This window comes from Micromonospora sp. NPDC049102 (assembly GCF_043197485.1).
Classification (GTDB): Bacteria; Actinomycetota; Actinomycetes; order Mycobacteriales; family Micromonosporaceae; genus Micromonospora.
This window is the reverse complement of sequence record NZ_JBICTE010000001.1, coordinates 255665-274660: the sequence shown is the minus strand read 5'-3', so window position 1 is coordinate 274660 and position 18996 is coordinate 255665. Positions and strand designations below refer to the sequence as shown.

The 18996-nt window shown below is 68.5% G+C and carries 21 protein-coding genes; 6 read left to right on the top strand and 15 right to left on the bottom strand.

All coding sequences use genetic code 11. The annotated features are described in order from the left end of the window. Positions 1 to 10 precede the first annotated feature (10 nt). Genes ACGFH9_RS01315 through ACGFH9_RS01295 form a run of 5 tightly spaced genes read right to left on the bottom strand, consistent with a single transcriptional unit; the run spans position 11 to position 2369 of the window. Complete coding sequence (locus ACGFH9_RS01315; protein WP_355248493.1) at positions 11 to 562, bottom strand: nucleotidyltransferase domain-containing protein; 552 nt, start codon at positions 560 to 562, stop codon at positions 11 to 13. Then, positions 559 to 1128 (bottom strand): exonuclease, encoded by a 570-nt coding sequence (locus ACGFH9_RS01310; protein WP_393213582.1) that lies wholly within the window; start codon positions 1126 to 1128, stop codon positions 559 to 561. The genes ACGFH9_RS01315 and ACGFH9_RS01310 overlap by 4 nt, the downstream gene beginning before the upstream one ends. Then, positions 1125 to 1616: a hypothetical protein gene (locus tag ACGFH9_RS01305; protein WP_393213579.1), complete on the bottom strand. Its 492-nt coding sequence runs from the start codon at positions 1614 to 1616 to the stop codon at positions 1125 to 1127. Before ACGFH9_RS01305 ends, ACGFH9_RS01310 begins: the two co-directional genes overlap by 4 nt. Positions 1617 to 1624: 8 nt before the next feature. Next, complete coding sequence (locus ACGFH9_RS01300) at positions 1625 to 1942, bottom strand: type VII secretion target (protein WP_393213576.1); 318 nt, start codon at positions 1940 to 1942, stop codon at positions 1625 to 1627. A 4-nt stretch (positions 1943 to 1946) separates the two neighbouring features. Continuing rightward, positions 1947 to 2369 (bottom strand): YbaB/EbfC family nucleoid-associated protein, encoded by a 423-nt coding sequence (locus ACGFH9_RS01295; protein ID WP_393213573.1) that lies wholly within the window; start codon positions 2367 to 2369, stop codon positions 1947 to 1949. Positions 2370 to 2521: 152 nt separating this feature from the next. Between ACGFH9_RS01295 and ychF the strand changes: the two genes are divergently transcribed. Then, a complete protein-coding gene (gene ychF / locus ACGFH9_RS01290; protein WP_393213570.1) occupies positions 2522 to 3607 on the top strand; it encodes a redox-regulated ATPase YchF in 1086 nt (361 codons plus the stop codon). Positions 3608 to 3642: 35 nt separating this feature from the next. Here ychF and ACGFH9_RS01285 read toward each other — a convergent pair whose 3' ends face one another. The 4 genes from ACGFH9_RS01285 to ACGFH9_RS01270 all read right to left on the bottom strand — a co-directional run bounded on the left by ACGFH9_RS01285 (position 3643) and on the right by ACGFH9_RS01270 (position 5865). Further along, complete coding sequence (locus ACGFH9_RS01285) at positions 3643 to 4227, bottom strand: Uma2 family endonuclease (protein ID WP_393213567.1); 585 nt, start codon at positions 4225 to 4227, stop codon at positions 3643 to 3645. Positions 4228 to 4373: 146 nt separating this feature from the next. Continuing rightward, positions 4374 to 4775 (bottom strand): arsenate reductase ArsC, encoded by a 402-nt coding sequence (locus ACGFH9_RS01280; protein WP_393213564.1) that lies wholly within the window; start codon positions 4773 to 4775, stop codon positions 4374 to 4376. Then, positions 4772 to 5500 (bottom strand): aquaporin, encoded by a 729-nt coding sequence (locus tag ACGFH9_RS01275; protein WP_393213561.1) that lies wholly within the window; start codon positions 5498 to 5500, stop codon positions 4772 to 4774. The genes ACGFH9_RS01280 and ACGFH9_RS01275 overlap by 4 nt, the downstream gene beginning before the upstream one ends. Next, on the bottom strand, positions 5497 to 5865 hold the full coding sequence (locus ACGFH9_RS01270) for an ArsR/SmtB family transcription factor (RefSeq protein WP_393213558.1): 369 nt from the start codon (positions 5863 to 5865) through the stop codon (positions 5497 to 5499). Before ACGFH9_RS01270 ends, ACGFH9_RS01275 begins: the two co-directional genes overlap by 4 nt. 77 nt (positions 5866 to 5942) lie before the next feature. Here ACGFH9_RS01270 and ACGFH9_RS01265 point away from each other — a divergent pair, with 77 nt between their 5' ends. The 4 genes from ACGFH9_RS01265 (at position 5943) to ACGFH9_RS01250 (ending at position 11641) form a co-directional block, all read left to right on the top strand. Beyond that, positions 5943 to 6374: an ArsI/CadI family heavy metal resistance metalloenzyme gene (locus ACGFH9_RS01265; protein WP_393213555.1), complete on the top strand. Its 432-nt coding sequence runs from the start codon at positions 5943 to 5945 to the stop codon at positions 6372 to 6374. Between the two features lie 116 nt (positions 6375 to 6490). Continuing rightward, positions 6491 to 7258, top strand: coding sequence for a class I SAM-dependent methyltransferase (locus ACGFH9_RS01260; protein WP_393213552.1), 768 nt, complete (start codon positions 6491 to 6493; stop codon positions 7256 to 7258). A 407-nt stretch (positions 7259 to 7665) separates the two neighbouring features. After that, the gene (locus ACGFH9_RS01255; protein ID WP_393213549.1) at positions 7666 to 9861 is read left to right on the top strand and encodes a peptidase M6 immune inhibitor A; all 2196 of its coding nucleotides are present in this window, start codon (positions 7666 to 7668) and stop codon (positions 9859 to 9861) included. A gap of 295 nt (positions 9862 to 10156) precedes the next feature. Beyond that, positions 10157 to 11641: a hypothetical protein gene (locus tag ACGFH9_RS01250; RefSeq protein ID WP_393213546.1), complete on the top strand. Its 1485-nt coding sequence runs from the start codon at positions 10157 to 10159 to the stop codon at positions 11639 to 11641. 109 nt (positions 11642 to 11750) lie between these two features. Here ACGFH9_RS01250 and ACGFH9_RS01245 read toward each other — a convergent pair whose 3' ends face one another. Then, on the bottom strand, positions 11751 to 12113 hold the full coding sequence (locus ACGFH9_RS01245) for a PH domain-containing protein (RefSeq protein WP_355050625.1): 363 nt from the start codon (positions 12111 to 12113) through the stop codon (positions 11751 to 11753). A gap of 45 nt (positions 12114 to 12158) precedes the next feature. Next, positions 12159 to 12467, bottom strand: coding sequence for a 4a-hydroxytetrahydrobiopterin dehydratase (locus ACGFH9_RS01240; protein WP_393213541.1), 309 nt, complete (start codon positions 12465 to 12467; stop codon positions 12159 to 12161). Positions 12468 to 12650: 183 nt separating this feature from the next. Here ACGFH9_RS01240 and ACGFH9_RS01235 point away from each other — a divergent pair, with 183 nt between their 5' ends. Then, positions 12651 to 13091, top strand: coding sequence for a (deoxy)nucleoside triphosphate pyrophosphohydrolase (locus ACGFH9_RS01235; protein WP_393213538.1), 441 nt, complete (start codon positions 12651 to 12653; stop codon positions 13089 to 13091). A gap of 292 nt (positions 13092 to 13383) precedes the next feature. Here the strand turns inward: ACGFH9_RS01235 and ACGFH9_RS01230 are convergent, their stop codons facing one another. The 4 genes from ACGFH9_RS01230 to ACGFH9_RS01215 form a co-directional block, all read right to left on the bottom strand. Beyond that, positions 13384 to 14451 carry a succinate dehydrogenase/fumarate reductase iron-sulfur subunit gene (locus tag ACGFH9_RS01230; protein ID WP_393213535.1) on the bottom strand — a complete coding sequence of 356 codons (1068 nt, stop codon included), beginning with the start codon at positions 14449 to 14451 and terminating at the stop codon, positions 13384 to 13386. Continuing rightward, a complete protein-coding gene (locus ACGFH9_RS01225) occupies positions 14448 to 16376 on the bottom strand; it encodes a fumarate reductase/succinate dehydrogenase flavoprotein subunit (RefSeq protein WP_355237015.1) in 1929 nt (642 codons plus the stop codon). Before ACGFH9_RS01225 ends, ACGFH9_RS01230 begins: the two co-directional genes overlap by 4 nt. A gap of 12 nt (positions 16377 to 16388) precedes the next feature. Further along, positions 16389 to 17195 carry a hypothetical protein gene (locus tag ACGFH9_RS01220; protein WP_355237018.1) on the bottom strand — a complete coding sequence of 269 codons (807 nt, stop codon included), beginning with the start codon at positions 17193 to 17195 and terminating at the stop codon, positions 16389 to 16391. Positions 17196 to 17428: 233 nt separating this feature from the next. After that, positions 17429 to 18835 (bottom strand): TldD/PmbA family protein, encoded by a 1407-nt coding sequence (locus tag ACGFH9_RS01215; RefSeq protein WP_393213531.1) that lies wholly within the window; start codon positions 18833 to 18835, stop codon positions 17429 to 17431. Positions 18836 to 18996 lie beyond the last annotated feature (161 nt).

Genomic DNA, 18996 nt, shown 5'->3' with positions numbered 1-18996 from the left:
GCCGGACCGCTCAATCGAGCGGGAGGAACGGGCCGTTGTCGAACTTGCCGCCCCGGCGCAGCACGGAGAACTGCACCTTGTGCGGCACATGCGTGTCCATGAGTTCGCGACGCAGATGGGTGAAGTCGGTGCCCAGGTCGAAGCTGGCGAGCTGACCGTTCTCGTTGATCCGGCGCAGCATCGTCTTGCGCAGCCGGGTCCCGTCCGGTGCCCGGGACAGGGAGCGCTCGGCCAGGTCGAAGAAGGTCTTGTCGTCGACGATGAGCGCCACGTCGATGTCGGAGTCCGGGCGGGCGGTGCCGCGTACGCGGCTGCCGTGGGCGACCAGGTCGCCGTCCGGAAGACCGGCCTGCCGCTGGGTCTGCCGGGCGCCTCGGGCGAACCGGGTCCACTGCCGTTCGGTGAAGCCCTGCGGGATCCGCCGGGCGGCCCGGGTGGTCGCCGCCTCGGCCGTCTCGCCCGCCACGTCGTCGGCCCGCCGCATCATGCTCCGGGCGGCCTGCGCCACGATGCCCCGGGCGGCCGTCGTGGCCCCGTCGGGCAGGTCCCGCCGTCCGGTCATGCCGTGTCACCCGACTGCCGGCGGCGCAGCACGGCGTCGAAGACCTGGGCCAGTTCGGCGGCGTCCTCGCCGGCGTGGTGGGTGTGCGGCACGTCGTGCAGACCCAGCTCATGCTTGATCTTGCCCTTGCGGGTCTGGACCCACTCGCTGCCGGTCAGCCCCATCCAGTAGCTGCGCAGGTCGACGCCGGAGCCGGTGGCGCCGAACGGGCTGTGGCCGACGAAGCGTACGAAGTACCAGTGGACGAACATGCCGTCCCAGACGGCGGGCGCGGCGAGGAAGACCGGACGGCCGATCCGGCGCAGCCCGTTGACCCAGGCCGCCGCCGACGCCATCGCGTCCGGCGCGGTGGGCGCCTCGCGGAGCAGCCGGTCCCGGTCCAGGCCGGACACGGCCAGCGCGGCCGGCACGAACTCGTCGGAGATGGGACGCAGCTCGGTGTAGAACGTCAGGTCCGGACGACCGGCCACGGCCATGCCCAGCGAGATCATGCTGTACGGCCCGGGGATCGGCCCGTCCGCCTCCACGTCGACGCCGATGTACAGCTCGGGCAGGGGAGAGGTCATCCCAGGACCACCCCGATGGCCTGGTCGATCAGCATGTTCAGGACGATGTCGGTGAGCTTCTTGAAGACGGGGATCTCCAGCAGGGATGCGCCGAACGTCGGGGCGGCCGTCGCGAGCGCCTGGACGATCTGCACCAGCAGGATGATCAGCTGGACGATCACGTTGATCTTCAGGGCGAGGACGATCAGCGCGCACACGAAGAGCGTCGCCGCCACCATCTGCGCGCCGGTGCCGCCGTCCCGCAGCACCGACATGGCCGAACCGCTGGCCTCCCAGCGCTGCTGGAACGCGGTCAACGCATCGCCCTGGTTGCCGGTCAGCACCCGCTGCGCGGCCGCCGTACCCTCCGCCGCCGCGTTGTGCAGCGAGTCGGCCATCTCCATCCACATCTGGCCGAGCTCGAACATCTTCGTCTCGTCCGACTTGGGCCAGGTGTAGCCCAGCTCGTTGAGCAGGCCGGCGAGCTCGCCGGGCAGCATGATCCCCATCGACCCGCCTACCAGCTCATCGTCGTGAACTGGGCGTCGTTGTCCTGCTCGACCAGGTCGTACTGGTCGGCCATCACGCCTAACCCGTCACCGAAGCCGCGCAGCCCGTCGACGACCGACCCGAGGCACTCCGCCGCGATCTCCTCGGCCGCCTGGTAGGACATGCCGATCAGGGCGCCCACGTCGTCGTCGCCGAAGATGTCGCCCATCGAGGCCGTCCGCGCGCGCAGCGCCTCCCACTGCGCGGCGAGCTGCTCGGCGACCGTCGTCAGGTGGCCGCCGCCCTGCCGCAGCGCGGGCGGATGCACCTGGAGGTCCTCGGGCATGACATCACCTCGCTGCCTGCTGGATGCGCCGCACCGCGTCGGCGAGCGCATCGGTCATCGCCGCCATGCTGCGCACCGACTCGTTCTGCAATTCGTCGAGCTGCTGGCCCAGCGCCACCGGGTCGACCTCTGGCGCGTCGCCGGTGTCACCGGCCGCGAGGCGCAGGTCGTCCAGCGCCGCGTTGACCGCCAGGGTGATCTGTTCGCCGAGCATCTCGGCGCCCATCCGCAGAGCGCGGGGGTCCACCGTCACCGACTCGACGCGCTGACCGACCGCCACGACCTCGATCTGGCCGCCCGCTGCGGACCCGGTGCCCCGCGCCGGCTCGACGTCCAGGCCGTCGGGAACCTGACCGGTCGAACGCATCGACGCCAATGCCTGTCGGGTCTGCTGGAAAAGCCGGTCGAACTCTGTCACCTGGTCCACAACGCCCCCTAACGTCGCACGTGACATCGAGAGGGTAGCAACGGGATTCCAGCACCGGGACCCGCCGACGCGTGACCAGGGGCAGCACGCGGCCCGGCCGAATCGGAGCCGCGTGGACCGGCGCGCTCGGCACCGGCGTAAGCTGGCTCGTCGTGAGTCTCACCATCGGGATCGTCGGCCTGCCCAACGTCGGCAAGAGCACGCTTTTCAACGCGTTGACCAAGAACGACGTGCTGGCGGCGAACTACCCGTTCGCCACCATCGAGCCCAACGTCGGCGTGGTCGGGCTGCCGGACGAGCGGCTGGGCAAGCTGGCCGAGATCTTCTCCTCGCAGAAGGTGCTGCCGGCGCCGGTGTCGTTCGTCGACATCGCCGGCCTGGTGCGGGGCGCGTCGAAGGGGCAGGGGCGGGGCAACGCCTTCCTGGCCAACATCCGCGACGCCTCCGCGATCTGCCAGGTGGTCCGGGCCTTCTCCGACCCGAACGTGGTGCACGTCGACGGTAAGGTCTCGCCGGCCGACGACATCGAGACGATCAACACCGAGCTGATCCTCGCCGACCTGCAGACCCTGGACAAGGCGCTGCCCCGGTTGGAGAAGGAGGCCAAGCTCCGCAAGGACCGGGCTGCGGCGGTCGCCGCCGCGAAGGCCGCGATCGAGGTGCTCGACGGCGGCACCACCCTCTACTCCGGGGCCGCCGCCGCGAAGATCGAGCTGGAGCACCTGCGCGAGCTGCACCTGCTCACCACCAAGCCCTTCCTGTACGTCTTCAACGTCGACGAGGCCGAGCTGGCCAACGAGGCGTTCCTCGACGAGCTGCGTGCCCTGGTCGCCCCCGCCGAGGCCGTCTTCATGGACGCCAAGATCGAATCCGAGCTGGTGGACCTGCCCGAGGACGAGGCCCGCGAGCTGCTGGAGTCGATCGGGCAGAACGAGCCCGGCCTCAACCAGCTCGTTCGCGTCGGCTTCCGCACGCTCGGGCTCCAGACGTACCTCACGGCCGGCCCGAAGGAGGCACGAGCCTGGACCGTCCCGACCGGCGCGACCGCGCCGGAGGCCGCGGGTGTCATCCACAGCGACTTCCAGCGCGGTTTCATCAAGGCCGAGGTGGTCTCCTACGGCGACCTGGTCGAGGCCGGATCGATGGCGGCGGCCAAGGCGGCGGGCAGGGTCCGCATCGAGGGCAAGGAGTACGTCATGCAGGACGGTGACGTCGTGGAGTTCCGCTTCAACGTGTAGTGCGGCTCCGTTTGAACCCTGAGGTGCTGCTCGGATCATCCCTTGCGGCCGGGCACCAGTTTATCGAGGTCGATCTTGATCGTGAATGGTGTCGTGAGGCGTAGCTCGTGGCGGTGGATCCCCGTCGGCGCGTACAGCTGGGTCGGCCCGTCCAGCTCGTACGTGTGGATCACCGGCGCGCCCTCCTCCTCCTCGACTCGCCAGTAGTTCGCGATGCCTGTCTCCGCGTACTTGCGCAGCTTCACCGTCCGATCACGGTGAGCCGACTCCGGTGAGACCACCTCGACGACCAACAGCACCTGATCGGGCGTGTAGAACGTGCGATCGGGGTCGTAGTAGGGCGCCTTCGTGGCGAGGAGGTCGGGCTCGGGACGGTTCCGCGGGTCAAGTCGGATGGTCATCTCCCGCTCGACCTCAACGCCCGCTGGCGCCTGCTCCGCGAGGGCGAATAACAAGGCGGAGACGACTCGGCTGTGCCAGGCCCGCTGGGGAGACATCATGAAGACGAGTGCTCCGTCGATCAGCTCGGTGTGACGGGGGGCCTCGGGGAGATGATCGAGATCATCGGCAAACCATCCCTCAAGGCGAGGCGGTCGCATCCACTCGGGCACCGCAGACATGGCGTCACCGTAGCATTGGGTAACGGTGGGGTCCGGCACGCTGATGCCAGCATGACCTCGACCGGGTATCAGTGCGTGGGGCGAGCCCGGCTGCTCCTGCTGTGCGGGCGCCTGATGGTCCAGCGGATGCTCCGGGGCATGTCCGGTCAGAGACGTAGCTCCCGTAGCAGGGCGTCGACGCGGCCCTTGATGTCGTCGCGGACCTCGCGAACCACGTCGATGGGCTGCCCGGCCGGGTCGGCGAGTTTCCAGTCCTCGTAGCGCTTGCCGGGGAAGACCGGGCAGGCGTCGCCGCAGCCCATGGTGACGATGACGTCGCTGGTCTCGGCGGCGTCCCAGGTGAGTCGGACCGGGTTCTGGTCGGCGATGTCGATGCCGACCTCGCGCATGGCGTCGACGGCGACCGGATTGATCGTCTCGGCGGGTTCGCTGCCGGCACTGCGCACCTCGACGGTGCCGCTGGCGAGGTGGCGGAGCCAGCCGGCGGCCATCTGGGAACGCCCTGCATTGTGCACGCAGACGAACAGGACGCTGGGCTTGTCGCTCATCGAGCTTCGATCTCCTGGGCGAGGTGAGGGACGACGATGGCGTCGGCGGCGTGGGGATACCAGGCGGCGAGGGCCGCGACGGCGACCAGGCCGCCGACGAGTTGTGCGGCGATGAAGCCAGGTACCGAGGTTGGGGCGATACCGGCGAAGGTGTCGGTGAAGGCCCGGCCGATGGTGACGGCGGGGTTCGCGAACGACGTTGACGAGGTGAACCAGTAGGCCGCGCCGATGTAGGCGCCCACCGCGGCCGGGGCGGCTGTGGTGCGTTCGGAGCGGGCGAGGGCGAAGACCAGGACGACCAGTCCAGCGGTGGCGGTTATCTCGGCCAGCCACAGGTTTCCGCCGGTCCGTTCGGTGCGGGACCAGGCAACGGCAGGCAGATCGAACATCAGGTCAGCCAGCACCGTACCGGTGATGGCTCCGCTGGTCTGTGCGGCGGTGTAGGCGGCGAGGTCCCGGGTGGTGAGGCCGCTGCCGGCCCGGCGGCCGAGCCACCAGTCGACGGCGGAGACGATCGGGTTGAAGTGCGCGCCGGACACCGGGCCGAAGGTGAGGATCAGCGCGCCCAGGGCCAAGGCGGTGGCGATCGCGTTTTCCAGGAGTTGGAGACCGACGTCAGTGGGGGAGAGCCGGGCAGCGGCGATCCCGGAGCCGACGACGGCGGCGACCAGCAGCGCGGTGCCGGCGAACTCCGCCGACGCCCGCCGGGTCAGGGTGAGGCTCACGCGGCGGCAGCCGGGGCGGCGGAGATGTCCAGCAGAGCGCCGAGCCGGCGGAATGCCTCCGGCTTGACCCGGTACCAGACCCAGGTGCCGCGCCGCTCGGAGTCAACCAAGCCAGCCTCGCGCAACAGCTTGAGATGGTGGGAGATGGTCGGCCCGGACAGGTCGAACGCCGGAGTCAGATCACAGACGCAGATCTCGGGGACCGACGCGATCATCGACATCAGCCGCAACCGAACCGGGTCACCCAGGGCCTTGAACAGCGGCGCGACCACCGCCGCCTGATCGGCGTCCATGGGGCGGGCCGCGATCGGGGAGCAGCAGGCGACCGCGTTGAGGTCCACCACCGGCAGCTCTTGTTTCGACATGCCTCTAGCTTGACAGACTTCAAAACAGGGTGCAACGTAGGTCTTGCTTCGATAAACATCTAGGCAAGGAGATAATCATGTCCCGTGTTCAGCTCGCCCTGCGCGTGTCCGACCTCGAAGGCTCCGTGGCCTTCTACTCGAAGCTGTTCGGCGTCGACCCGGCCAAGCGCCGGCCCGGCTACGCCAACTTCGCCGTCGGGAATCCGCCGCTGAAGTTGGTCCTCATCGAGGGCGGGGCCGACCAGGCCACGGTGCTGGATCACCTGGGCGTCGAGGTGTTCAACACCGACGACGTCACCGCCGCCACCAAGCGCCTGACCGACTCCGGCCTGATCACCCTGGAGGAGAACGACACCGAGTGCTGCTACGCCCTACAGGACAAGGTCTGGGTACGCGGCCCGGGCGACGAGCGATGGGAGGTCTACACGGTGAAGGCCGACGCCGACACGCTCGCCACGGCGACCGACACCGAGCCGATGGCCAGCGGCGTCGGCTCACGCTGCTGCTGACGGCCGACCTGCGCCTCCGGCGTCGTGAACGTCGAGGTGCCCGGCCGGCCGGGCACCTCGACATCCAGCATCCGACAGATGATGTGGACACTGGCAGCAAAAGGATGCTGAGATCGATGATGCTCAGCTTGTCGTTCGGTTCGGAGGCGTCCGCGTACGCCCGGCATCGCCCGGACTACGCGCAGGCCGCGGCGCGGTGGGCGCTGGAGTTCGCGCCCGGCTCGCGAGTCCTCGACCTCGGTGCCGGCACCGGCAAGCTGTCCGCCATGCTTGTCGCGCTCGGTGTCGACGTCGTGGCGGTGGAGCCCGACCCGGCGATGCTCGCCGAGTTGGGCCGCGAGCTTCCGACCGTACGGGCCCTCCCGGGCAGCGCGGAGGCGGTTCCTCTGCCGGACGCGTCCGTCGACGCGGTGCTGGCCGGTAACGCCCTGCACTGGTTCGACATGGCCGTCGCGGGACCGGAGATCGCCCGGGTCCTGACGCCCGGCGGCATCCTGGCCGGTCTGTGGAACGTCCTGGACGACCGGGTCGACTGGGTCGCCGCCCTCGAGAAGGTCAGCGGGAGCGCGGCCATCGGCCCGCGTGACACATTGAGCAGTTGGCGTGCGGCGACGGCAGGTCTGCTCAACCCGGGCAACGAGATCGTCGACCGGTTCGGTGCGTCCGAGCAGGCCGAGTTTCCCCACGGGCAGCGCCGGAGCGCCGACTCCCTGGTCGCGACCCTCGCCACCCGGGCCGGGGTGCTGGTCATGCCGGAACCGGAGCGGACGGCCACGCTCCATGAGATCCGCGAGTTCCTGGCCGGCAGGTCCGAGACCAGTGCGGGCGACTTCACCCTGCCGATGCTGACCGGCGTCCTTCGCGCCCGCCGACTCCGACGGTAACCGTCCAACGTCGACGAGGCCGAGCTGGCCAACGAGGCGTTCCTCGACGAGCTGCCTGCGCCTACGGCGAGCTGGTCGAGGCTGCGACGTGGTGAAGTTCCGCTTCACCGTCTGATTATGTTTTTCTCAGTCGATCGTGACGCTCTCGCCCTCGATCTGGACCGTTCGGCTAGCCAAATGCCGCCACGCCATAGCTGGCACGAATGGTTGCGGCGTGGGGATTGCCCCGAGCTGGCCTGCGGTCCGGCGACGGTGGAAACGTGCTCCCAGCAGTGCATGAAGAGCGTCTCCAGAATGCTTCAACAGCAGCGCTGGATAGTTCCAGGTCCAGCCGAACCACTGTGGACTGACCCGGCAGTGCAAATCGTGCGGGTCTACTGTTCACGCCAGTCCCACGTGAGGAGCAGATGGTGCGATTGAAGCGGGTGTTCGGGGCGGCGGTTGTCACATTTCTGTTACCGATGCTGGCCTTCCCACAAGCTCCGGCTCTGGCGGGAGCTCCGGTCAAGCCGATGGGCAAAGATGATCATCTGAGTGATGTCCGGCGCGAGCTCGACGGCGAGAAGTTCGCACTTGATGGCCGCGAGTTCGAGAGGCGGGGTCTCCCGCAGCGCCGGATGGCTTCATCGGCGACTCCGGCCATTGGATCCGTGCGGCAATGGGTGGCATGGAATCGCTCGGAGGGCGAATTTTATCGGAAGGACTTCACCCTGCGTGGGGTCGGCGACAACATTGAGCTGTGGGTGGCCAATGACATCGCATTTCCGGCGGGAGACTGCCGTAACGAGGTGCCGTCGTCCATCGAGATCTCGGACGACCAGGTGCGGTATTTCATCCACGAATTCGACAACAACATGTATCCGAAAGAGTCCGCCGTTTTCAGTCGGCCTCCCGACCGCGATGGTACCAGTCCCCAACTTGCGCCGGACGAGAACGGAAACGGTGGCGTTTATACGGGCGCCGGCAACAGGACGGTGGCGCTCGTCGACAATATCGTAGACGCGAACTTCTCCAATTTTCCCGCCCGGAGGACGTACACCACCGGATTCGCCTCGTCCACAATCAACGACATGGTGGATCGCAACGTGATGACGGTCGACTCGTTCGACTGGCTGCATCGCACGGGTGCGAATCCGCCGGACGAGCCAAGCGACGACCTGTGCGAAAGTCTGCCTGCCCTGCCGTTCCTCTATGAAGGCACCTTCAGCCACGAGTGGCAGCACTTGGCGCAGTCGTACGTCGATCCTCGGGAGACGACGTGGCTCGATGAGGGGCTGGCGGATTTCGCCCAGACTCTGACCGGGTACGTGGACCCCACGCTGGGGGTGAACGATCGGGGTGCCGAACAGCACATCTTCTGTTTCCAGGGATTCGGGACCGTGCAGACGCCCTACAATCCGAACCCACGGGATTGTGGCGGCCCGGAAAACTCGCTTACCCTGTGGAATGAGACCGACAGTTCGGACGCGACGCAGGCAGACTACGGTATTGCCTACTCTTTTCTGCAGTTTCTCTACGACCGGTACGGTGCCGACATCATCACCCGTCTCCATCGGGACGGTGCTCGGCAGGGGCTGGCCAGTCTTGACGAAGCCCTCAGGGCCGAGGGCATCTATGACAGGTATCAGGTGATTCACGATTTCCAGACGATGGCCTTGGTTGACAAGATCGTCGGCGATTCCAGTGCCGGGAGAATGTTGGGGGTGTCGAAGAGCAGGGTCACCACGCCTGGCCTGCGCTCCACGCTGAATCTCGGCAACCCCGCATCGTACGGCCAGCCGGGAGTTGCGCCGAACGGCGCTGACTATGTCGCTCTCAGGGGCGCTGACGGGCAGCCCGTGTCCGGTCGTGACCTGCGATCGCTGTCATTCGATGGTGGCGGAACGTTGCCGGTGCTGCCGCCGGGCTGGACGGTCGTGACCGACGATCCGGATCGTGCCGGAAACCCTGTCTTGTGGTCCGGTAATGAGAGCATGCGTGATGCGAGCGCCATCTTCCGGGCGACCGTGCCGACGCATGATCCGACACTGCGCCTTCTCGCGAAATACGGTGCTGAGCCCGGTTTTGACTGGGGCTACGTCGTCGTGTCGACCGATGGTGGCGCTACATACACCGCGATCGCGGGAGACCGGACTGTGCCGACGCACAACGGTCCAGGCCTCACCGGTGACTCCGATGGCTTCGAACCGCACTCCTTCGACCTGTCCGCGTACGCCGGCAAGTCGGTCCTCGTCGGCTTCCGCTACGTCAGTGACGTGAGCTACAACGAAGGCGGCTTGTTCGTCGACGACGTCACCTTGGGTGGCGTTCCGGTCAGCGCTGGCGACAGCCTCGATCTGTTCCATTCGCAGGACGAGATCAGGCCAACCAAGGTGGATTGGAACCTGCGACTCATCGGCATTGACGAGAAGCGTTCGCTCGCCCGCCAGATCGAGTTCGACAACAAGTCGAGCGTGTCGCTACGTCTGGAGCAGTTGAAACTGCTCGCCACATTCCCAAAGGTGGTGGCCATCGTCGCTTATGACGAGCCAACGGAGTGGAGCTTGCGTACTGCTCTTTACCAGCTGAAAGTCAACGGCGTCCTCCAGCCCGGCGGCGCCTAGCAGTTCCAGCGACCCTCGGGTAACCAGATTGGGGCGTTGTGTTGCGGTGCACGCATGGTCGCGTGTCGGCATTCAACGTGCGGGCAGCCATCCGGTTACCCGAGGTCCCGGGCAGCAGGGTCGACGGCGAGGCGAGGTCGGCCGGGAGCGTCCGGGCGGCAATGGGTGATCCAGCGCTGCGACCGATGCCTCGCGCTGCGTGGTGTCTCGCATCGCGGTAGAGAAAGTCCACTATTTGGCAAGATGGTGCGCCTTAGTGTCGGGGGTGAAGGACCGACGACAGGGGCAGATCGACGTGACCACGCACAGACTCGACTTCGACACGAACGTCTTCGACAAGAGGTACATCGACCTGAACGGCACCCGCGAGGCCATCGTGGTCGGCGGGCGTCATCTGTTCGACCGGCTACCGCGCGCGTTCGAGGGCATCAACCAGATTGGCGTCATCGGCTGGGGTCCGCAGGCCTCGGCGCAGGCGCAGAACCTGCGGGACTCGCTCGCCGGCGGTGACCTGAAGGTCGTGGTCGGCCTCCGGGCGGGCTCTTCCTCGGTCGACAAGGCCCGCGCGGCCGGGTTCAGCGAGGCCGACGGCACGCTCGGCGAGATGTTCGAGGTGATCCGCGCCTCCGACATGGTGCTGCTCCTCATCTCCGACGCCGCGATGGCAGCCCTGTACGAGCAGATCTTTGCGGCCCTGCGGCCCGGCGCCACCCTTGGCCTGTCGCACGGCTTCCTGCTCGGCTACCTCGAGCAGCAGGGCGGCAGATTCCCCGAGGGCGTCGACGTCATCGCGATGTGTCCCAAGGGAATGGGCGCCTCGGTTCGCGCCCTCTACCTGCAGGGGCGCCAGACCAACGGCGCGGGCATCAACTCGAGCATCGCGGTGGAGCAGGACGTCAGTGGGCGCGCCGTTGACCGGGCCATCGGCTGGTCGGTGGGTGTCGGCGCGCCGTACACGTTCAAGACGACGCTGCGCTCGGAGTTCCTGTCCGATCTCACCGGCGAGCGGTCCATCCTGCTCGGCGGGGTGCACGGCATCGTGGAGAGCCTCTATCGGCGCTTCCGAGCGCAAGGGCGGAGCGAGACCGACGCGTACCGCGACTCGGTCGACAGCGTGACCGGCCCGATCTCGCGGACCGTGTCGAAGGAGGGCCTGATCGGGCTGTACCGCAACCTCGACGACGACGACAGGGCAGTCTTCGCGGAGGCGTACGCCGCGGCCTACCCGGTCGGTCTGGAGCTGACCCGTGAGATCTATGACGAGGTGGCCTCCGGCAACGAGATCCGCAGCGTCATCATGGCCGGCAAACGCCTCTCCGAGTTCCCGATGGGCAAGATCGACCAGGCCGACATGTGGCGTGTCGGCGAGGTCGCCCGGCAGAACCGTGTCGATGACGACGTTCCGCTCGATCCGTTCACCGCTGGCGTGTACTGCGGCGTCATGATGGGCCAGGTCGACACGTTCATCGAGATGGGCCACCCCTACTCGGAGATCGCCAACGAATCGGTGATCGAGGCCACCGACTCGCTCAACGCGTACATGTACGCCCGGGGCGTGTCGTTCATGGTGGACAACTGCTCGACCACCGCGCGGCTGGGCGCCCGCAAGTGGGCGGCGCGCTTCGACTACCTGCTCACCCAGACCACCTACCCGGCGATCGACCACCAGACCCAGGTGCTGGACACCACCCTGGTGAAGGCGTTCGAGGACCACCCGATCCACGACGTTCTGCGCATCTGCGGCGAGATGCGACCATCTGTCAACATCTTCGTGCAGTGACCGGAGACTTCCCCGGCCCTGCTCGCTGACAGCCCGCCCCATCAGGCACATCCGAGCCGTGAACCCGGCAGGGCACTCGTGCCCGCCGGGCTCACGGCCGGAAGGGTCGTCAGGAGATGTGGTGCAGGATCACGTTGTGGACGTGGTGGCTCTTCTGCGCGCCGCGGAACTCCACCTCGTACGTGTGGGTGCCGACGTGGATCGCGATCGCGCCGGTGGAGAAGAACGACCCACCCCAGGACTTGTTGCTGACCACGCTCACGCTGGTGATCTTCGAGTACGGGATGCTGGTGATCGCATACCGCTTACCGACGAAGGACCGGTCCTGGATGATCACGCGCCGGTCGGTCAGCCCGATGAACCCGGTGCCGGTGCCGACGGCGTCGTAGACGGCGATGATCTGCTCGCCGTCGAGAAGCCCGCTCTCGATCTGCTGGACCTGCTCCTTGCGGTCGTACGCGATGTTCGCCATGCGACCCAGGTTAGGAAACCGGCGCCACCGTGCCCGGGTGGCTCGTCAGGAATCGGTGACCGCCCGGTAGGCGTCCTCGATGCGGGCGGCCAGCAGGACCTCGCCCTCGGTGAGAGGCTCGCCGTTGCCGTGCCCGACCCGGATGAGGGTGCTGTCGGAGCGGCGGCTGATCTCGGGGCGCAGGTGCAGAGCGTCCGCCACGACCTTGACCCGTTCAGTCAGGGCCACGTGTTGGGTATCGTCGATCACCAGCGTCCGCCGGATCTGTTCACCTTCCCGCGTCCAACCAGTTAGCAAGGTCAACGCGTCGGAAAGGTAGTCGTCCTTGGCTCTGCTGCTGAACAGCACGCGCATCACCGCACCCCCCAAGCGCCGTTGCCGGCTTGTGGCCAAATCGTCGCCATCCCGTGTCTTGTCGGTGCCTCCTAGTCTGTCGTCGCTCGCTGGGGGTGTCCACGCCCACACTTCTGTGTTCTATTGGCCTAGCGGACGGTGTCGGTACCCAAACCGCCGATTGATCTGGCACCCTGGACGCCCGTGCAGACCGAACGGGCTAATGGTGGCGGGCAGGCCCAACGACGGGACCTGAAAGTGATCGTGGGAGCGGCGATCATCCGGGACGGACGCGTGCTCGCCTGCGCACGCTCCGCTCCGCCGGAGGTGGCCGGCATGTGGGAGTTCCCCGGTGGAAAGGTCGAGCCGGGGGAGGGCGAGACCGAGGCCCTGATCCGGGAGTGCGCCGAGGAGCTGGCCGTACGCGTCGAGATCGGCGGTCGGGTCGGCCGCAACGTCCGGATGGCCCACGGCCGCTCGGTGCTCAAGGTGTACGCCGCTCGCCTGCTGCACGGGGACGAGCCGCAGGCGCTGGAGCACCAGGCGCTGCGCTGGCTGACCGTCGACGAGCTGGACTCGGTGACCTGGCTCCCGGCCGACGCACCCATAGTGGCAGCCCTACGCCCCCACCTGAAAACCCCCTAACCCCTCCCCCCCTCCCCCTCCGATTCCGTTGATCATGAAGTTGTTGCCATGACACGCCGGCAGGCAGGGCAATAACTTCATGATCAACGGGCCCAGGGGTGGGGGTGGGGGAGAGGGTGGGGGAGAGGGTGGGGGAGACGGGGCGGGGGGGGGGGGGCCCCCCCCCCCCCCCCCCCCCCCCGGGGGGGGGGCGGGGGGGGGGGGGGGGGGGGGGGGGGGGGGGGTGGGGGGGGGGGGGGGGGGGGGGGGCCCCCCGCGCCCCCCCCCCCCCCCCCCGCCCCTGGTGGTCTGACTAGTGCTTGTCGTCCTGGTCCGGGTGGGCGAAGTTCAGGTGCTCCGGAGGCAGCGGGAAGGTCACGTCGTCGCCGAACGGCGACGGCGCGGCTGCCCGGTCGAAGGTGAGCTCCGTCAGCGGCAGCTTGCCCCGGTCGTCGACCGCCGGAGCGGTCGGGTGGGGGACCTCGCGGTGCCAGTTGACGCCGCTCTGCGCCTGCGCCTCGGCCTGCGGGTCGTGCGAGCCGCCAGCGTGCGAGTGCACGCCGCCCCGGCTCGTACCCGGCAGGCTCGCCGAGCCCTGACGGGCGGTGGTCACGCTGGTCTGGGGCGTCTCGCCCCGACGGAAGATCTTGCTACCAAGCCACACAAGGGGATCGTACCTGCGGTCGACGACGCGTTCCTTCATGGGGATGATCCCGTTGTCAGTGATCTTGATGTGCTCGGGGCAGACCTCGGTGCAGCACTTGGTGATGTTGCAGAAACCAAGGCCCTGTTCGGCCTGCGCGTACTCCTTGCGGTCGGTCCGGGCGTCCAGCGGGTGCATGTCCAGCTCGGCCGCCCGGATGAAGTACCGCGGACCGGAGAACGCCTGCTTGTTCTCCTCGTGGTCGCGGATCACGTGGCAGACGTTCTGGCACAGGAAGCACTCGATGCACTTGCGGAACTCCTGCGAGCGCTCCACGTCGACCTGCTGCATCCGGTAGTCGCCCGGGGCGACGTCCGCCGGAGGGGCGAACGCCGGGGTCTCCCGTGCCTTCTCGTAGTTGAACGAGACGTCGGTGACCAGGTCCCGGATGACGGGGAAGGTCCGCAGCGGCGTGACCGTCACGGTCTCCTCGTCACCGAAGGTCGACATCCGGGTCATGCAGCCCAGTCGCGGCTTGCCGTTGATCTCCATGGAGCAGGAGCCGCACTTGCCGGCCTTGCAGTTCCATCGGCAGGCCAGGTCGGGCGCGTCCGTGGCCTGGAGGCGGTGGATGACGTCGAGGACGACCTCGCCCTCGTTCACCTCGACCAGGTAGTCCTGCAGGTCGCCGCCGGTCTCGTCACCCCGCCAGATCCGGAACTGACGCTTCTCGCTCATCGGTTGTCCGCCTCTCCAGCGTCGGAGACGAGAGCGTCGAAGTCGGTGAGCTCCTCGTCGGTGAGGTACTTGGCCAGCTCCGCCCGGTCGAAGAGGCCGATCAGCTCCGGCCGCATCTTCGGCAACGGCTTACGGGTGAGCCGTACGGCGTCGCCGTCCAGGGAGCAGACCAGGTTCACCTGCCGCCACTTCGGCTCCATCGTCGGATAGTCCTCGCGGGTGTGCCCGCCGCGCGACTCCTGCCGCTCCAGCGCCGCCTTCGCGGTGCACTCCGAGACGACGAGCATGTTGCGCAGGTCCAGGGCGAGATGCCAGCCGGGGTTGTAGCGCCGGCCGCCGGCCGCGCTCACCTTGGCCACCCGCTCGCGCAGCTCGGCCAGCCGCACCAGCGCATCGGCCAGCTCGCCCTCGCGCCTGATGATCCCGACGAGGTCGCCCATGACCGCCTGGAGGTCCTGCTGAAGGGTGTACGGGCTCTCGCCGGTGTCCCGTTGCAGCGGAGCGAGGGCGGTCTCCACCGCGGCCTCGACGGCGTCGACGGCCACCTTCGGCCGGGCGGACAGCCCGTCGGCGTAGCTGGCCGCGTGCCCGCCCGCCCGCTTGCCGAACACCAGCAGGTCGGACAGGGAGTTGCCGCCGAGGCGGTTGGAGCCGTGCATGCCGCCGGACACCTCGCCGGCGGCGAACAGGCCGCGTACGTGGCCGAAGGCGGCACCCGAATCCGGGTCCACCTCGACGCCGCCCATCACGTAGTGACAGGTCGGCCCGACCTCCATCGGCTCGGAGGTGATGTCGACGTCGGCCAGCTCCTTGAACTGGTGGTACATCGAGGGCAGCCGGCGGCGGATCTCGTCGGCCGAGCGCCGGCTCGCGATGTCCAGGAAGACACCGCCGGCGGGGGAGCCCCGACCGGCCTTGACCTCGCTGTTGATCGCGCGGGCCACCTCGTCACGGGGCAGCAGCTCCGGCGGACGCCGGTTGTTGTCCGGGTCGGTGTACCAGCGGTCCGCCTCCTCCTCGGTCTCCGCGTACTGCTTGCGGAAGACGTCGGGGACGTAGTCGAACATGAACCGCTTGCCCTCGGAGTTCTTCAGGACACCACCGTCGCCACGGACCGACTCGGTGACCAGGATGCCCTTCACCGAGGGCGGCCAGACCATGCCGGTCGGGTGGAACTGGAGGAACTCCATGTTGATCAGGGTCGCCCCGGCGCGCAGCGCCAACGCGTGCCCGTCCCCGGTGTACTCCCAGGAGTTCGACGTGACCTTGTAGGAGCGTCCGACACCGCCGGTGGCCAGCACCACGGCCGGCGCCTCGAAGAGGATGAACTCCCCGGACTCGCGGTAGTAGCCGAACGCGCCCGCGACCCGGTCACCGTCGAGCAGCAGCTCGGTGATGGTCGTCTCGGAGAAGACCTTGATCCGGGCGTCGTACGAGCCGAACTCGCGCTTGTCCTCCTGCTGCAGCGAGACGATCTTCTGCTGGAGGGTACGGATCAGCTCCAGGCCCGTCCGGTCGCCCACGTGTGCCAGTCGGGGGTACTCGTGCCCGCCGAAGTTGCGCTGGGAGATCTTGCCGTCCTTCGTACGGTCGAAGAGCGCGCCGTACGTCTCCAGCTCCCAGATCCGCTGCGGCGACTCCTTCGCGTGCAGCTCGGCCATCCGGAAGTTGTTGAGGAACTTGCCGCCGCGCATGGTGTCGCGGAAGTGCACCTGCCAGCTGTCGCGGCTGTTCACGTTGCCCATCGCGGCCGCGGCGCCGCCCTCGGCCATCACCGTGTGTGCCTTGCCGAACAGCGACTTCGAGATGATCGCCGTCTTCTTGCCGGCGAGGCGGGCCTCGATGGCGGCGCGCAGACCGGCGCCGCCGGCCCCGATGACGACGACGTCGTAGTGGTGTCGTTCGATGCGAGTGGTTGTGGTCATGTCAGGGGCCCTTTAGTTGATGAACCGCAGGTCGTTGAACCAGCCGGCAGACAGCGCCATCACGTAGAAGTCGGTCAGCGCGAGGGTGCCGAGGGTGATCCAGGCGAGCTGCATGTGTCGGACGTTCAACGCCGAGACGAAGGTCCACGCGCGGTAGCGCACCGGGTGCTTGGAGAAGTGCTTGAGCCGGCCGCCGATGATGTGCCGGCAGGAGTGGCAGGAGATCGTGTACGCCCAGAGCATCACCACGTTGAGCAGCAGCACGAGGTTGCCCAGCCCGAAGCCGAAGCCCTTGGGCGAGTGGAAGGCGAGGATCGCGTCCCACGTGTTGATCAGCGAGATGATCGCGGCGGCGTAGAAGAAGTAGCGGTGCAGGTTCTGCCCGAGCAGCGGGAAACGGGTCTCCCCGCCGTACTCCTTGTGGCCGTCCGGGACGGCGCAGGCCGGCGGCGACAGCCAGAACGACCGGTAGTACGCCTTGCGGTAGTAGTAGCAGGTGAGCCGGAACAGCAGCAGGAACGGCAGGGTCAGCGCGGCGTCCGGGATGATCCACCAGCCGGGCAGGAACCTGCCGAAGTGCGAGGCCTGCTCGACACACCGGTCGGTCACGCACGGGGAGTAGAACGGGGTCAGGTAGTGGAACTGGTCCACCCAGTACCACTTGTGCATGAACACCCGGACCGTCGCGTACGCCACCCAGGCGCTCAGCCCGATCACCGTGATCAGCGGGGCGAACCACCATCGGTCGGTACGCAACGTCTTCGCCGTGATGGCGGCGCGCGCCCGCGCCCCCCGCGGCCTCGTTGCCGTTGAAGTCATTCGAGTCGTCTCCTCGACGGGCCCGTACGGGCGGGCTGATCTCTCCGGTCGGCACGCGGACCGGCGAACCCGCACCCGCTGCCACGTCATGCGCACACCAACGACCACGTCGGATCGACCGACGCAGCTAAGTGACACACGTTACGCCGATCTTTGCGAGCCGTCCGCGCAAGGGAGTGTCCCGTGTGTCTGGCCTGCGAAAACGCCGTCGGCGCGCCGGATAGCCGCAGACATCAGCCCGACGCGCCGCCGGTGAAGTGCCAGGACGCCAGCCGCACCGAGGGCGCCGCCCACCAGGCACCGTCCACCCGATCCGGTTGACGCACGGTCTCGGAGCCCAGCCCGAGCACCGCACCCGGTCCGAGCGCCCGGGGGTACGACTCGGTGAACCGCAGGTCGCGGACCGCCCGGACGACCGTGCCGTCCTCGATCAGCCACACCCCGTTGCGGGTCAACCCGGTGACGACGAGGCTCTTCGGGTCGAGCACACGGGTGTACCAGAGATCGGTGACCAGCAGTCCCCGTCGTACCCCGGCGACCAGCGCCGCGGTGTCCGCGTCGACGACCGCGCCGGCCGCCGAGCCCGTGGTGTTCCGGCCCACCGCGCTGGCCGGACCGGCTGTCGCGGGCGAGAGTCGCAGGTTGCGGGCCATCGGGCCCCAGGTGGCGCCGCCCGCGATCGCGTGCCCGGTGGACTCCGCGCCCGCGTCGGCGGCGGTCCGTCGGTCGTGCGCGACGGCCCGGGTGGTGCCCGCCTCGACCAGGGTCACCGCCCGCCGGCCCGTGCCCTCGGCATCGAACGGCAGGCTCGACGCGCCGAGCGGATCGTCCACCAGGGTCACCAACGGGTCGAACTGGGCCGCGCCCGGCTCGGCGAAGGACTGCCGCTCGGCGTACCGCTTGCCGTTGAAGCCGTACCAGGACAGGTTCTGCAACAGGTCCGCCACGGCCGCCGCCTCGAACACGACCTCGTAGCGACCCGGTGGCAACTCGACCGGATCGGCTGCCGCCTGGGCCTTCGCGGCGGCATGCGCGCCCAACTCAGCCCCGTCGAGGTCGGACAGCCGGTCTGCGCTGCGCCGCGCGACGCCGTCCGCGCCGTCGCGGCGGGCGATGCCGTCCATCGCCGCCTCCGCGGAGCGGCCGTACGCGCTGTGCCCCGCCGAGTTGGCGAAGGCCGACGAGCGGTGCGCGGTACGGCAGTATCCGGCCGTGGTGAGGGGCCCGGCGGCGGCCACGAACGCGGCCACCCGGTCGGCCCGCTGGTCCGGCTCGGCGTGGGCCGTCGCCTCGTCGACCGGAGGCGCGTCCGGCGCGGGCGTGGGCGGCGTCAGGCCGGGCCACCCCGGATCGAGCGGGCCGAGGCGCGTCGCGGCCAAGGTCCGCTCGACAAGCGCGTGCAGCCCGTCAGCGGTGACGATGCTTCCGCTGCCGGCGACGGTGCGTCCGTCGACGTGCACCCGCAGCCGGACGCCGACCGTCGACTCGGAGACGTTCTGGTGGATGGCCGAGTTGGCGAAGCGGGTGAGCGCCAGGTCCGCCCGCGTCACCACCGCCTCGGCCTGCACGGCCGGGCCACCGAGCCGCCGGACCAGCTCGACGACCTGCCCCGCCAGCTCCAACTCACTCCTCGCGCTCACACGGAGCCACCTTTCGTTCGCGACTGCGGGGCTCGCAAACCCGGCTCACTCCTCGCGCTCACCGAGCCACCTTTCGTTCGCGACTGCGGGGCTCGCAAACCCGGCTCACTCCTCGCGCTCACCGAGCCACCTTTCGTTCGCGACTGCGGGGCTCGCAAACC